The following is a 14,348-nucleotide window of genomic DNA, read 5'->3' on the forward strand; positions in this document are numbered from 1 at the left end:
AGGAAGCTTACGCTTCCTTTTTTCGTTCATTTTGGATTGAGCTGATTAGCCGTGGTTGCGAATCCACTCATCCATGTCTGTTTTCAGGTTGTCAGACTTGGTACCGAAGATAGCTTGAACACCACCAGATACTACAACTACACCTGCAGCACCAAGTTGCTTAAGCTTGTCTTGGTCAACGATTTCAGTGTCTGCTACAGCAACACGTAGACGTGTGATACATGCATCTAGACCTGTGATGTTCGCTTTACCGCCGAACGCTGCAACTAGTTCACCAGCCATTTCGTTACCAGAAACTTCTACACCAGCTTCTTCAGTTTCGTCTTCACGGCCTGGAGTCTTAAGGTCCATTGCAGTGATTACTGTGCGGAATACGAAGTAGTAGATTGCTGCGTATACTAGACCAACACCAATCATTAGACCAAGTTTCTGAGAGTTACCAGACAGAACTAGGAAGTCAATTAGACCGTGTGAGAATGAAGTACCGTGTACAAAACCTAGAGTGTTTGCAACAACGTATGCAGAACCAGCTAGTAGAGCGTGGATTCCGTATAGTAATGGAGCTACGAATAGGAACGAGAATTCGATTGGCTCAGTGATACCTGTTAGGAACGATGTTAGAGCAGCAGAAGCCATGATACCCATAACTTTAGCGCGGTTCTCAGGCTTAGCACAGTGTGCAATAGCGATTGCAGCAGCTGGTAGACCGAACATCTTGAACATGTAACCACCCGCTAGCTGACCGAAGCCATTACCAGCAGCACGAGACGCTTCGTCTGCAACTAGGTAACAAGTTAGTACGCCGTTTTGAGTTTCGCCTGCAGCGTTAACACAAGTACCTGCTTCGAAGAAGAACGGTACGTTCCAAACGTGGTGTAGACCGAATGGGATTAGAGAACGCTCAACAACACCGTAGATACCGAATGCTAGTTGTGGGTTTTGCTCTGCAGCCCAGTGAGAGAATGCACCGATAGCAGCACCGATTGGTGGCCATACGATAGATAGGATGATACCTAGTGCAATCGCAGTGAAACCAGTGATGATTGGCACAGCACGCTTACCAGCGAAGAAGCCAAGGTACTCTGGAAGTTGGATTTTGAAGAAACGGTTGAATGCCCAAGCAGCCACACCACCGACAAGGATACCACCTAGTACACCTGTATCGATTTTCTCAACGCCCATAACACCAGCCATAACGCTTAGCGTTGCAGTCATGATGCCGTAACCAACGATAGCAGCTAGACCTGCAACACCGTCGTTGTTAGTAAAGCCAAGTGCTACACCTACAGCGAATAGCAATGCCATTTGGCCGAATACTGAGCCACCAGCTTGTTCCATAAGGTTAGAAACTACTTCTGGAATGAAGCCAAGGTTGGCAGCACCTACCCCAAGAAGAATACCTGCAACTGGTAGTACCGATACTGGCAGCATCAGAGACTTACCAACTTTTTGCAGGTTAGCAAAAAGGTTCTTAAACATGTTTATGCTCCTGATAAAGTTATTAGTATTTATGGGCTCTAACGGCACACCCCCGTAGCCTAAATGTTAGCACCCATAGAAAATGTAACCACGATTCGAATTATATTTTCTGCCTCTAAATATATCTTGATGGCACTCAAGGTTTCTACACACTTACGAAATTTAGTTTCAAAACTACGCATAGATCACGTTTCGAATCACCTTGTGTAATGGTTTTCAGGCGCCTTAAATAATTGAAATGTAAAGGAATTATAATTATATCAATTAATTTCACTGAGTGAATAAAATAGGCTTCTAAGTTATTTTACGTAACATAATTACAGTTTGTGCAGAATCACCTCTTTTTTCTCAACAGAAATCGTTAACATTAAATTTATTTGAACTTTTCAATTTTTTTCGACAAAAAAGGCGCAAATTGCGCCCTTAGTAACCACATGTGTCAAAGTTGTTATTTCCTAGCTCAAAAAAAGATCGCGGTAATTTTTGCTGGTTTTTTCAGCGACCTCAGACAATGACACCCCTTTGAGCTGCGCGATATAGGCTGCAACTTCGACAACATACGCTGGTTGGTTCTCTTTTCCGCGGTGCGGAATAGGCGCAAGATACGGAGAGTCCGTCTCAATAAGCAGGCGTTCTAACGGTAATTGTTTCACGACTTCTTTGAGTTCTTTTGCTTGTCTGAAGGTAACAATACCTGAAATCGAGATATAAAAGCCCAGCTCCATAGCCGCTTTCGCGAAAGGCAAGTCCTCAGTAAAGCAATGGATCACGCCACCACAACGCTCTGCATGACCATTTTTTAGTATATCAAGAGTGTCTTGACGTGCGTTGCGAGTATGAATGATGAGCGGTTTATTCACGTCAACCGCAACGTCAACTTGCTGCTCAAAGCGACGTTTCTGAAGCTCTGCTGTGTCTGGTTGGTAGTGATAGTCCAGCCCAGTTTCACCAACAGCCACAACACGTTCGTCAGCCACATAACGTTTAAATTGTTCTAGCGAAAAATTACTTTCTACGTCCAGAGGATGAACGCCACAAGATGCCATAATTTGCGGGTATGGCTTGATAAGCTCCATCATCGCTGGAAAAGAATCTAGCGTAACACCTACGGATAAGAGCTGTTCGACGTTCGCTGCTTTGGCTTTATTCAGTACGTCTTGAATACCATCGTGTAGCTCGTCGTAGTTGAGCTTATCAAGATGACAATGTGAATCTACAAACATAATAATTTACTTAATTAACTATGAAAAATTTGAGGAATACGGAGCTGGTATGGAGTTAGACAATCGGTTTGGCCTAACCCATAGGGTAGACCAAGACCGTGTGTAAGGTTAGAACGAGACGAAAATTAAGCAACTAAAAACGGTATAACCAGTTCGTCATCAAGAGTTCAGTATTGAGGCCACTAGAGATCGACAGCTGCTGCTTTAGCTCAGCGAGAGCCTCCGCCTGTTGAAACAAGGTTTGATAGTCGAAATGTGCCGCTAACCGCTTCGCCTCTGATATTGTCGTGTCATCGGTTACACCAAGCGCCTGTTTTTGCGCACTCACCAACACGAGCCAAAGCCAAGAAAGCTGAACGTCGACAGCCACATCGCTCTTTACTAAGCTCGTCATCAATGACGACACGTCCGTTTGACCACTAATCACGACTTGGATAAAGGACTCAAGCAGACTATTAAAGACTTTCTCATGACCTTGCTCTATAAAAGCCTTCATCACTAAAGGCTCGCTCTGACAGAGGTAGGCAGCCTGAGGTGATACGTCTTTATTAAGTTGCTGACTCACCCACTCACAAGCAGCTTGCTGTGTCGGAGCAGCAATTGGCCAAGCCTCACAACGACTTCTTATCGTCGGCAGCAAACGTTGTGCGTTGTCCGTTGACAGAATAAACACACAGGAGCTTGATGGCTCTTCGAGCGTTTTTAACAAAGCATTAGCTGCAGAGGCATTCATACGCTCTGCTTGTGGAATCACAATCACTCGGTAGCCCCCAAATTGGGAGGACTCTAGTGCCCACTTATTAGCTTGGCGAATTTGTTCAACAGAAAGCGTCTTTTTATCCTTCTCAGGCAGCACCATATGCACGTCAGGATGTGATTCTGAACGGATTAAGCTACAGGCATGACAAAATCCACACGGCTCAGACGCATCATTCTCGCACATCAGCCCGCTAACATAGCGATCAATCAATGCTTGAGGTGCAAGACCCGGTTTAGCCTGTAATAGCATCGCCCCCGAGATGTGAGCTCGTTCTAAGTTGGACTTAAGTTGCTGCCAAGTGGTCGTGTGCCAAGGATACGCGTACATAACCTTTCCTATTGCTGTGCTAACCAAACTTTAACCGCTTGGCGAATATCCGCTTGAACCGAATCGATATCTTGGCTGGCATCAATAGTCACAATGCTCGAATCCTCACTCGCTAAATTCAAGTATCGTTCGCGAGTGCGCTCAAAAAAGCTAATGTCCATTTTTTCAATGCGATCCAATTCACCACGGCCACGAGCACGCTCAAGACCGAGACGTGGCTCAATGTCTAAATACAAAGTAAAGTCTGGCTTAAAGCTACCAAGCGCGATCTGCTTTAACGACGACATAATATCGGCATCAATTTGACGACCGCCGCCCTGATACGCCTGCGATGACAGATCATGACGATCCCCTATCACCCAAGCGCCCTTTTGCAGCGCTGGCTTAATCACGGTTTCTACAAGCTGAATACGAGCAGCATACATCAATAGAAGCTCTGAGCGATCTTGCAGCGCTTCACCTGGCTGTTCTTCTTTAACCAAGGCACGCATTTTCTCTGCCAACAAAGTACCGCCTGGCTCACGGGTGTTCTCTATGTGCTCAATACCGGCAGCGTCGAGCTCTTCACGAAGAACATTAATCGCAGAGCTTTTACCTGCGCCTTCCAGACCCTCAATAACTATGAATTTACCTTGAGGAATGAATTTACCTTGGTTCATTTTCGACTTCTTAACTGTTTTAAATACTGTTGGACCGCACGATTGTGGTCGCGTAAGTTCTTAGAAAACACATGGCCGCCAGTGCCACTAGCAACAAAATAGAGATAGTTGCTGTCTTCTGGATTCACTGCCGCCATGATAGATGCTTTGCCTGGCATTGCAATCGGTGTTGGTGGCAGCCCATTGATAACATAGGTATTATAAGGCGTGCGCTCACGAAGATCTTTCTTACGAATATTACCATCATATCTATCGCCCATGCCGTAAATTACAGTTGGGTCAGTTTGAAGGCGCATACCTTTGTTCAAGCGGTTCACAAACACTGATGCGACACGTTCACGTTCAGACGGAACAGAGGTCTCTTTTTCAATGATTGAGGCTAAAATTAAGGCTTCGTACTGATTATTTAACGGCAGTTTCTCTTGTTTCTGCTCCCAGCTCGCGTTGAGTATTTTTTCAAGCTTACTGTTAGCACGTTTTAAGATATCTAGATCGCTATCACCAACCGAATAATGATACGTTTCTGCAAGGAACAAGCCTTCAAGCTTTTCATGTTCAATACCCAGAGCCTTGGCAATTTCAGCCTCTGTCATTTCCTCTGTCGCATGCTTTAAATGCTCAGCAGTTGTAAATTGCTGGCGCCATTCTTTAAACGTTGAGCCTTCGATAAAGGTAATAGCGAGTTGATACTCTTGACCATGGATGATTTCGCTTATCGCCTGTTCGAAACTCATGCCCGGTCTAAGCTCAAATGTTCCAACTTTAATCTTGGTAAGCTCAGGGTGAAAACGACGGATCAATGGCTCAAAATCTGTTGGCTTTATCCATTGGTTGGTGACGAATTTACCTATTATCGTATTGAGACTATTCCCACGCTGAACAGTCACCAACTCAGGCTGTTCTATATTGAGCGGTTGAGTGATAAATGTTTCAACACTGTTCTTCACATATACAAAGCCGCCAGCGGCTATCGCACATAGCACGATGACGAGTAATACAAACTTCTTTAGCACAGACTTAACTTCTCCTGGATCTGTTTTGTTAGTGAGCCTTTGACAAACTCAACTTCCCTAATTTTTATGACGGGCGCAACCCCTAGAATACAATTGGTAACGAAAACCTCATCGGCATCTAGAACCGTCTCGAGACGAAACTGACCCACGGTCACTGAGTAGCCAAGTGAGCTCATCGCTTCAAGCACTTGTTCACGCATAACGCCGGAAACACCCGCAAGCGAAAGATCAGCAGTAAACAGTTGCTGAGACTTAACCCAAAACAGATTCGCCATTGTGGTTTCTATGACATTGGCCTCCAAATCGAGGACGATGCCATCTAGATAGCCCGCATCTTCTACATTGGATTTCGCTAGAATTTGTTCGAGTCGGTTATTGTGTTTCAAACCGGCCAATAATGGACTGTGCCCCAACACAACGTCTGAAACCGTCATTTCGACGCCATTTTGTCGAAGTTCGTTATATTTTTCCGGATATTCAAAGCAGCTTACCGTTACGAAAGGGCCATGGTTGACCTTGGCACTGTAGCCTCGACCACCTTCTCCTCGACTTACGTGTAGCTTGATGCCTGCTTGGGCATCGGGCAGAGCTAGGCTTTCAATATCGTCACGCAAAGCGTGCCAATCCATGGGTTCAATACGCAATGCTTCGAACGCCTGTTCCATACGCTTCACGTGCTGCGCCCACAGTTGAAGTTTGCCATCTCGCGTCAAGATCGTTGTAAAGCAGCCGTCACCGTATTGAAAACTTCTGTCACTTACCGAAATCCTTTCGATAGGCTGACCATCACGCCAATGCATACTGTTCCCTTAAAATAACAAAACGGCTCAATGCTAAGCATCAAGCCGTTTAAATACAAGTCTCTTATCTCAACGAGTAGATATTACATCTTTTTGAAGATTAGTGAGCCGTTTGTACCGCCAAAACCGAACGAGTTACACAATGCGTATTCCATTTCCACTTTACGTGCTGTATGTGGTACTAGATCCACATCGCACTCTGGGTCTGGATTATCGAGGTTAATCGTTGGTGGCACGATTTGGTCAACCAAAGACATGATTGTGATAATTGCTTCAGCTGAGCCTGCAGCACCAAGAAGGTGACCTGTCATCGATTTTGTAGACGATACCAATACTTTCTTCGAGCCTTCTTCACCAAGTGCACGTTTAATGCCTTTGATTTCAGCTACGTCACCCGCAGGTGTTGACGTACCGTGTGCGTTTACATAACCGATTTGCGCGCCAGTAAGGCCTGCATCACGAAGTGCCGCTTCCATTGCTAGTGCGCCACCAGAACCATCTTCGCTTGGAGATGTCATGTGATAAGCGTCACCGCTCATACCGAAACCAACAAGCTCAGCATAGATCTTAGCACCGCGCGCTTTAGCGTGTTCGTACTCTTCAAGTACGATCACTCCAGCACCATCACCAAGTACAAAGCCGTCACGATCCACATCCCAAGGACGAGATGCTTTCTGAGGTTCGTCATTACGAGTTGACAGAGCTTTCGCAGCACCAAAACCTGCCATACCAAGAGGTGTAGACGCTTTCTCAGAACCGCCTGCAACCATAGCTTCAGCGTCACCGTATGCGATCATACGAGCCGCATGACCAATGTTGTGTAAGCCAGTAGTACAAGCTGTTGAGATGGCAATGTTAGGACCACGTAACCCAGCGAGAATAGAAAGTTGACCAGCAACCATGTTTACAATAGTCGAAGGGACAAAGAAAGGACTTACGCGACGAGGGCCTTTCGATACCAACGCTTGATGACCCGCTTCGATGAGATCAAGACCGCCAATACCAGAACCGATCGCAACACCGATACGGTGTTGGTTATCTGGCGTGACGTCTAGACCAGAATCTTTAAGAGCGTGCATACCTGCCACAATGCCGTATTGGATAAACAAATCCATTTTCTTGGCATCTTTTTTAGACACGTACTCACTGCCGTCAAAGTCTTTAACTAAGCCTGCGAAACGAGTTGAGAAATCGGTTGTATCGAAATGTTCAATATTTACGATACCACTCTTGCCCTCAAGAAGGGCTTTCCATGAAGATTCTACGGTGTTGCCTACCGGTGACAACATACCCATGCCAGTGACAACAACACGACGCTTGGACACGATTTTTTCTCCGGGATATTTGTGATTCTATTTGAAAGGATAGAAGACGTTTAAAAAAAACACAGGCGGCCATGGTGGCCGCCTAGAAAGAGATATTACTGAGCGCTGTTTACGTAGTCGATAGCAGCTTGAACAGTAGTGATCTTCTCAGCTTCTTCATCAGGAATCTCAGTGTCGAATTCCTCTTCTAGAGCCATTACTAGCTCAACTGTGTCTAGAGAGTCAGCACCTAGATCGTCAACGAAAGAAGCTTCGTTTTTAACTTCTGCTTCGTCTACACCTAGCTGTTCAACAATGATTTTCTTTACGCGTTCTTCGATGTTGCTCATTTTAATTTTCCTTTACAGATTTCGCTCTATGCGATGTTTCCGTAGTTTATTCGAACTGTTGAAAGTTGCAAGGGGGTCCTTGCTGGTCAAACCACAATTTTAGCGAATTTAACCGAAATTCAGCACATTTTTGACTTAAATCATGCACAAATGTTGCACAGATCAAACCATGTACATGCCACCATTTACGTGAAGAGTCTCACCTGTGATGTAAGCCGCTTCTGGCGATGCAAGAAATGCAACAGCCGAAGCGATTTCACGAGGGTCACCTAAACGGCCAGCAGGCACGTTCGCTAGTGTAGCAGCTCGTTGCTCATCATTCAGTGCTTTTGTCATGTCTGTTTCAATAAAACCAGGTGCAACTGTGTTGACTGTTACACCACGTGAAGCTACTTCACGTGCCATAGACTTGGTAAAGCCGATAACGCCTGCTTTTGCTGCTGCGTAGTTTGTTTGACCTGCGTTACCCATAGTGCCCACAACAGAGCCTACGTTGATAATACGGCCTTGACGTTTCTTCATCATGCCACGCAGTACCGCTTTAGATAGGCGGAAGATAGACGTAAGGTTCGTGTCCATGATATCCGTCCACTCATCGTCCTTCATACGCATTAGAAGGTTGTCACGAGTGATGCCTGCATTGTTAACCAGAATGTCGATAGCACCGAATTCTTCGTTAATTTGCTTTAGAACAGCTTCGATTGAGTCGGTATCTGTCACGTTAAGAGCTAGACCCTTACCGTTATCACCTAGATATTCACTGATTGCTGCTGCGCCGTTCTCTGACGTAGCTGTACCAATTACCTTTGCACCGCGCTCTACAAGTAGCTCAGCGATTGAGCGACCAATACCACGGCTTGCACCTGTTACTAGGGCAATTTTGCCTTCAAGGTTCATCATTATTGGATTCCTTTTATTTTGCAGCTTCAAGTGACGCAGCGTCGTTTACTGCTGCAGCACTTAATGTCTTAACGATACGCTTAGTTAGACCCGTTAGAACCTTACCTGGGCCAAATTCTAGCAGTTTCTCTACACCTTGCTCGCTCATCTTCTCTACACCTTCAGTCCAGCGAACTGGGCTGTGTAGCTGACGTACAAGTGCGTCTTTAATTTTTGCAGGATCAGTCTCTGCTGCCACATCAACGTTATTGATAACTGGAACAGATGGTGCGTTGAATTCAATCGCCTCTAGAGCAACGGCTAGCTTCTCTGCTGCTGGCTTCATCAGCGCACAGTGAGAAGGTACCGACACAGGAAGAGGAAGTGCACGTTTCGCACCCGCTTCTTTACACAATACACCAGCACGCTCAACTGCCGCTTTGTTACCGGCAATCACGACTTGACCAGGTGAATTGAAGTTTACTGGAGAAACCACTTCACCTTGCGCTGCTTCTTCACACGCTTTAGCAATAGATTCATCATCTAGACCGATGATCGCGTACATAGCGCCAACACCAGCTGGTACGGCTTCTTGCATTAGCTGACCGCGCAGCTGAACAAGCTTAATGGCTTCTTTGAAGTCAATCACACCTGCACAAACTAGTGCAGAGTATTCACCTAAGCTGTGGCCTGCGACGAGCACTGGCTGAGCAAGGCCTTGCTCTTGCCATACACGCCAGATAGCGACAGAGGAAGCTAGCAACGCTGGCTGTGTACGATGTGTCTGATTAAGATCTTCAGCAGATCCATTTTGAACCAATACCCAAAGGTCGTAACCTAGTGCATCTGATGCTTCTGCAAATGTCGCTTTCACGATCTCATGTTGCTCGCCAAGCTCTGCAAGCATGCCAATTGTTTGTGAACCCTGACCTGGGAACACGATTGCAAAATTACTCATCGTTATTTCCTTAAACAACGCAATCTATGACTTTTATACCGTTTGGTTTGGGCAGAGTTAGAAGCGAACGAGCGCCGAACCCCAAGTAAACCCACCACCAAACGCTTCTAATAACAGGTTTTGTCCACGCTTAATTCGGCCATCACGCACTGCTTCATCGAGTGCAGTCGGTACCGTAGCGGCTGACGTATTACCGTGACGATCAAGTGTCAATACGACTTGATCCATCGACATACCAAGTTTCTTCGCTGTTGCGGCAATAATGCGATAGTTCGCTTGATGAGGCACTAGCCAATCGAGATCTTCTTTACTCATCCCATTGGCTGCTAGTGTGTCTTTCACCAATTTAGATAGCTGGGTTACCGCTACCTTAAAGACTTCGTTGCCTGACATGTTGAGCCATTTATCTAGCTCACCACCACGAACTGGCATTTCAAGGCTAAGCAAATCGCCAAAACGGCCATCTGCATAAAGATGTGTCGAGATAATTCCTGGTTCTTCGCTTGCACCAAGAACCACGGCGCCTGCAGCATCGCCAAACAAAATAATAGTAGAGCGATCAATCTCTTCAACAGTTTTTGATAGACAATCTGAACCGATCACCAATACGTTTTTACACATACCAGAGCGGATATGCTGATCGGCAACTGATAACGCATAAACAAAACCAGTACATGCTGCCGCCATATCGAATGCAGGACAACCTTGAATACCAAGTTTTGCTTGAACTTGACATGCAGACGACGGAAACGCGTGGCTGCTACTTGTCGTTGCAACAATGATCAGATCGATATCGTTTTTATCGATACCTGCCATTTCAATCGCTTTTAGCGACGCTTCATAGCCCATATCCGCGACGGTTTCGTCTTCGGCGGCAATGCGACGCTCTTTAATGCCTGTGCGAGTGACAATCCATTCATCTGTCGTGTCTACCATTTTCTCTAGATCGGCATTGGTGCGGATCTGAGATGGCAGGTAGCTGCCCGTACCTAAAATTTTGCTATACATGAAGACTAATACTGCCTCTCGAGTAACACTGCTTCTAGACGATCGCTTATTTGGTTTGGCACTTGGCGCTTAACCTCGTGAACCGCTTCGCCTATTGCATTAACAAGCGCCGAAATATCAGCGCTTCCGTGGCTTTTTATGACAATGCCGCGCAATCCTAACAAACTTGCTCCGTTATACTGGTCGGGGTTCAGTGCTTTTACTTCACTTAACATGTCAGAAAACAGTAATCTGGCTATCCATCCTTTGATGGTTGACGTAGCCAACTTCGCTTTAAGTTTGTCCAAAACAAACTGCGCAGTTCCTTCGCACGCTTTCAATGTGGTATTACCAACAAATCCATCGCAAACGATAACATCAGCACAGTCGCTCAATAACTCATTACCCTCAACGAATCCAATATAGTTAATGGATGGGCATTGTGTCAGCATTTCTGAGCAACGTTTGACCAAATCATTACCCTTAATTTCTTCGGCACCAATATTGAGAATGGCAACGCGAGGGCAGCGTCCCAAATGTTGCTGTGCAAGTGCACTACCCATGACAGCGAACTGAAATAGAGAGTCTGCATCAACCGACGCGTTTGCGCCCAAGTCGAGCATCCAGGTTTTTGCACCGGATTGGGTTGGCAGTGCCGTAACTAAAGCGGGTCTATCAATGCCTGGGAGAAGTTTGAGACGATATCGTGACAACGCCATCAATGCGCCAGTATTTCCGCCACTAACACATGCGTCAGCGTGCTCAGATTCAACTAAATCCAAGGCAATACGCATCGACGTATCGTGACTGTTTCTTAAGGCGAAGGAAGGCTTTTCGGAATTCGAAATGACTCGGTCACTATGCATCACCTCAAGGCGAGGGCTGCGTTGGTAACCTAAATGTTTGAGTTGCGTGTTTATTGACGGCGTGTCGCCAACAAGCACCACTTTTAGCTCTGGGAAATGCGACAGTGCCTGCACGGCGGCAGGCACTGTTACGGAAGGACCGAAGTCCCCGCCCATTGCATCAAGTGCAACGGTTATATTATGCAAAGGTCAACCTTACTTGTTGATAACCTTTTTGCCACGGTAGTAACCGTCAGCAGTCACATTGTGACGTAGGTGAGTTTCACCTGAAGTTGCGTCTACAGATAGTGCAGCTGAAGTTAGCGCATCATGTGAACGACGCATGCCACGCATAGAACGTGACTTCTTGCTTTTTTGTACGGCCATGGACCCTACTCCTATGTTAGTAATTTAAACGTCAGTAACTTTAGTTACTCACGCTTTAAGCTCTTTAAAACATCAAATGGATTTGGCTTTTCTTCTGGAATCTCTTCCGGAATATCTCCAAACACCATGTTGTTTGAGTCAACGCTACAGTCTGCTATATCGTGCATTGCGACTTGAGGCAGGTTTAAGATGAACTCGTCTTCAACTAGTTGTATGAGATCAACCTCACCGTACTCATTAAGATCTACCAAATCATAATCTTCCGGTGCTTCCTCTTCACTCTTCTCACTATAATAAGGAGTATAAGTGAATTGGACTTCACACAAGTGTGTGAAAATCTCATTACAACGCTGACATTCCAAATCAACTTCGATGTTAGCTTTACCAGAGATAACAACAAGTCGCTGTTCATCATGCCCAAAGGACAATGTCACTTCAGCATCGCGTTTTACGCTACTAACTGACTCGTGCAAACGCTTAAAAAGGCTGACTTGGATGATGCCATCATAGTCGAGTCTTTTTTGTGCCGTCTTACCCGGGTCAACACTTCGCGGTATTTTTACCTTTTGCATAGGGCGCGAATATTATCTTCCAAAACGGATTTAGTCAAAGAAAAAGGCGAAAAAGTTGTACTTTTTTTGCCTACAGATTAAGAATCTATCAATATGTCTAGAAACTGCAATTATAATAGAAAAACTGAACCGAAAATGAAATCCATAAGACTCATTTTAGCCTCAACTTCTCCTTATCGTGCCGAGCTATTGGCGAAGTTAGGTCTACCCTTTGAGGCCATCGCCCCACAAGTTGATGAAACCGTCCATTCTGATGAGTCAGCTACGCAGCTGGTTCAACGACTAGCAGAACAAAAAGCACGTGCACTGCAAAATGAGCCCGACGCGCTTGTTATCGGCAGTGACCAAGTTTGTGTTATCAACGGCCAAATTATTGGTAAGCCTCTTGATCGCGAAACAGCTATTGCTCAGCTTAGCCAGCAGAGTGGCAAAACCATTCGATTCTATACAGGCCTCGCTGTCGTCAACACCAACACAAATGAGTGTGACGTCACCGTCGATACCTTCGATGTTACCTTTAGAACGCTAAACCAAGCGCAGATTGAGCGCTACGTTGATCTCGAGCAGCCCTATTACTGTGCCGGCAGTTTCAAAAGTGAAGGACTTGGCATTAGCCTATTTAGTACATTGGAAGGAAAGGATCCAAACACATTAGTGGGTCTGCCTTTAATCGATCTAGTAACTATGCTCGATAAACACGGGCTCTCACCTTTAGGCTAGTTTCAGCGCTATTCTTTCTAAGAGTTCAAAAAAGCGAAGCCAACTCGGCTTCGCTCATCAATAGAACAAACTAACCTCAAGACATCGTCTTAAGCTTGTCCAATGCTTTTTGAAGCTTAGGCTCCATTTCGGCGTCGATTTCCATTCGCTCTTCTTTACCCGGGTGGGTGAAAATAATGTTTGCAGCATGTAGGAATAAACGATCCAATCCTGCTTTGGCCGTGTAAGCATCAAATCGGCGATCACCGTAACGGTCGTCCCACGCAATAGGGTGACCGGTATATTGAGCGTGCACTCGTATCTGGTGAGTACGCCCGGTAATCGGACTTGCCTGAATTAACGTCGCTTGCTCAAAAGACGTCAGCACTTTGAAACGTGTTTCTGATGGCTTGCCGTTAGGGTTCACTCTGACAATACTGTTCACTTCGTTTTTAAGAAGTGGTGCTTTGACGACCTTGCAGCTCGGCTTCCACTTGCCCATTACCAAAGCATAATAATATTTCTGAACGGTTTTCTCTCGGAACTGAGCTTGCAAGTGGCGCAGCGCTGAGCGCTTTTTCGCTACCAACAAAATACCGGACGTATCACGGTCGATGCGGTGCACAAGCTCAAGAAAGCGCGCTTGTGGTCTCAAAGCGCGTAACGCTTCAATAGCACCAAACTTAAGGCCGCTGCCACCGTGAACGGCCAGACCCGAAGGTTTATTAAGGATGAGCATGTGGTCATCTTCATAGATGATCTTCGATTCCAGCTCAGCGACACGACTTAGGTTGGTATTGAGCGGCGCTTCTTGCTCTTTTTCTTCCAGAGTTACCGGCGGAATGCGCACCAAGTCACCCGCTTGCAGCTTGTATTCGGCCTTAACGCGCTTTTTGTTGACTCGCACTTCGCCCTTGCGCACGATTCGATACACAACACTTTTTGGGATGTTTTTAAGTTGGTTACGCAAAAAGTTATCGATGCGTTGACCAGCCATATCGTCATCGATGTCGACGAATTGGACTTTTGTTCTAATTTCACTCATTTCGCTATTATAACACTCAAAGTATCAAGAAAAGAACGCTTTCTATTTTCCGTATCCAATT

16 protein-coding genes are annotated in these 14,348 nt (G+C 45.7%); 1 reads left to right on the forward strand and 15 read right to left on the reverse strand.

Annotated features, from left to right (window positions below):
* Positions 1-45 precede the first annotated feature (45 nt).
* The 14 genes from ptsG to yceD form a co-directional block, all read right to left on the reverse strand.
* Positions 46-1,479, reverse strand: coding sequence for a PTS glucose transporter subunit IIBC (gene ptsG, locus PG915_RS11340; RefSeq protein ID WP_353496626.1), 1,434 nt, complete (start codon positions 1,477-1,479; stop codon positions 46-48).
* Positions 1,480-1,934: 455 nt separating this feature from the next.
* Positions 1,935-2,702, reverse strand: coding sequence for a TatD family hydrolase (locus tag PG915_RS11345; RefSeq protein WP_353496627.1), 768 nt, complete (start codon positions 2,700-2,702; stop codon positions 1,935-1,937).
* A 133-nt stretch (positions 2,703-2,835) separates the two neighbouring features.
* Positions 2,836-3,789, reverse strand: a complete 954-nt coding sequence (holB, locus tag PG915_RS11350; protein WP_353496628.1) for a DNA polymerase III subunit delta' — start codon at positions 3,787-3,789, stop codon at positions 2,836-2,838.
* Between the two features lie 8 nt (positions 3,790-3,797).
* On the reverse strand, positions 3,798-4,448 hold the full coding sequence (tmk, locus tag PG915_RS11355; RefSeq protein WP_353496629.1) for a dTMP kinase: 651 nt from the start codon (positions 4,446-4,448) through the stop codon (positions 3,798-3,800).
* Entirely contained in the window at positions 4,445-5,461 is a 1,017-nt protein-coding gene (gene mltG / locus PG915_RS11360) for an endolytic transglycosylase MltG (protein WP_353496630.1), read from the reverse strand. The genes tmk and mltG overlap by 4 nt, the downstream gene beginning before the upstream one ends.
* Positions 5,455-6,261, reverse strand: coding sequence for an aminodeoxychorismate lyase (gene pabC / locus PG915_RS11365; protein WP_353496631.1), 807 nt, complete (start codon positions 6,259-6,261; stop codon positions 5,455-5,457). The genes mltG and pabC overlap by 7 nt, the downstream gene beginning before the upstream one ends.
* An 83-nt stretch (positions 6,262-6,344) precedes the next feature.
* On the reverse strand, positions 6,345-7,586 hold the full coding sequence (gene fabF, locus PG915_RS11370; protein ID WP_353496632.1) for a beta-ketoacyl-ACP synthase II: 1,242 nt from the start codon (positions 7,584-7,586) through the stop codon (positions 6,345-6,347).
* Between the two features lie 95 nt (positions 7,587-7,681).
* On the reverse strand, positions 7,682-7,915 hold the full coding sequence (gene acpP, locus PG915_RS11375) for an acyl carrier protein (RefSeq protein ID WP_004406112.1): 234 nt from the start codon (positions 7,913-7,915) through the stop codon (positions 7,682-7,684).
* Positions 7,916-8,077: 162 nt separating this feature from the next.
* On the reverse strand, positions 8,078-8,812 hold the full coding sequence (gene fabG, locus PG915_RS11380; protein WP_353498714.1) for a 3-oxoacyl-ACP reductase FabG: 735 nt from the start codon (positions 8,810-8,812) through the stop codon (positions 8,078-8,080).
* A 16-nt stretch (positions 8,813-8,828) separates the two neighbouring features.
* The gene (fabD, locus tag PG915_RS11385; RefSeq protein ID WP_353496633.1) at positions 8,829-9,752 is read right to left on the reverse strand and encodes an ACP S-malonyltransferase; all 924 of its coding nucleotides are present in this window, start codon (positions 9,750-9,752) and stop codon (positions 8,829-8,831) included.
* Between the two features lie 57 nt (positions 9,753-9,809).
* Complete coding sequence (locus PG915_RS11390) at positions 9,810-10,760, reverse strand: beta-ketoacyl-ACP synthase III (protein ID WP_112478343.1); 951 nt, start codon at positions 10,758-10,760, stop codon at positions 9,810-9,812.
* A 5-nt stretch (positions 10,761-10,765) separates the two neighbouring features.
* Positions 10,766-11,791 carry a phosphate acyltransferase PlsX gene (gene plsX / locus PG915_RS11395; protein WP_353496634.1) on the reverse strand — a complete coding sequence of 342 codons (1,026 nt, stop codon included), beginning with the start codon at positions 11,789-11,791 and terminating at the stop codon, positions 10,766-10,768.
* Positions 11,792-11,800: 9 nt separating this feature from the next.
* Positions 11,801-11,971, reverse strand: coding sequence for a 50S ribosomal protein L32 (rpmF, locus tag PG915_RS11400; protein ID WP_031493499.1), 171 nt, complete (start codon positions 11,969-11,971; stop codon positions 11,801-11,803).
* A 44-nt stretch (positions 11,972-12,015) separates the two neighbouring features.
* Positions 12,016-12,543: a 23S rRNA accumulation protein YceD gene (gene yceD, locus PG915_RS11405; protein WP_353496635.1), complete on the reverse strand. Its 528-nt coding sequence runs from the start codon at positions 12,541-12,543 to the stop codon at positions 12,016-12,018.
* Positions 12,544-12,678: 135 nt separating this feature from the next.
* Here yceD and PG915_RS11410 point away from each other — a divergent pair, with 135 nt between their 5' ends.
* Positions 12,679-13,263, forward strand: coding sequence for a Maf family protein (locus PG915_RS11410; protein ID WP_353496636.1), 585 nt, complete (start codon positions 12,679-12,681; stop codon positions 13,261-13,263).
* A gap of 76 nt (positions 13,264-13,339) precedes the next feature.
* Here PG915_RS11410 and rluC read toward each other — a convergent pair whose 3' ends face one another.
* Complete coding sequence (gene rluC, locus PG915_RS11415) at positions 13,340-14,287, reverse strand: 23S rRNA pseudouridine(955/2504/2580) synthase RluC (RefSeq protein WP_353496637.1); 948 nt, start codon at positions 14,285-14,287, stop codon at positions 13,340-13,342.
* Positions 14,288-14,348 lie beyond the last annotated feature (61 nt).

Source organism: Vibrio sp. CB1-14 (genome assembly GCF_040412085.2).
In the GTDB taxonomy this organism is placed as follows: domain Bacteria; phylum Pseudomonadota; class Gammaproteobacteria; order Enterobacterales; family Vibrionaceae; genus Vibrio; species Vibrio chaetopteri.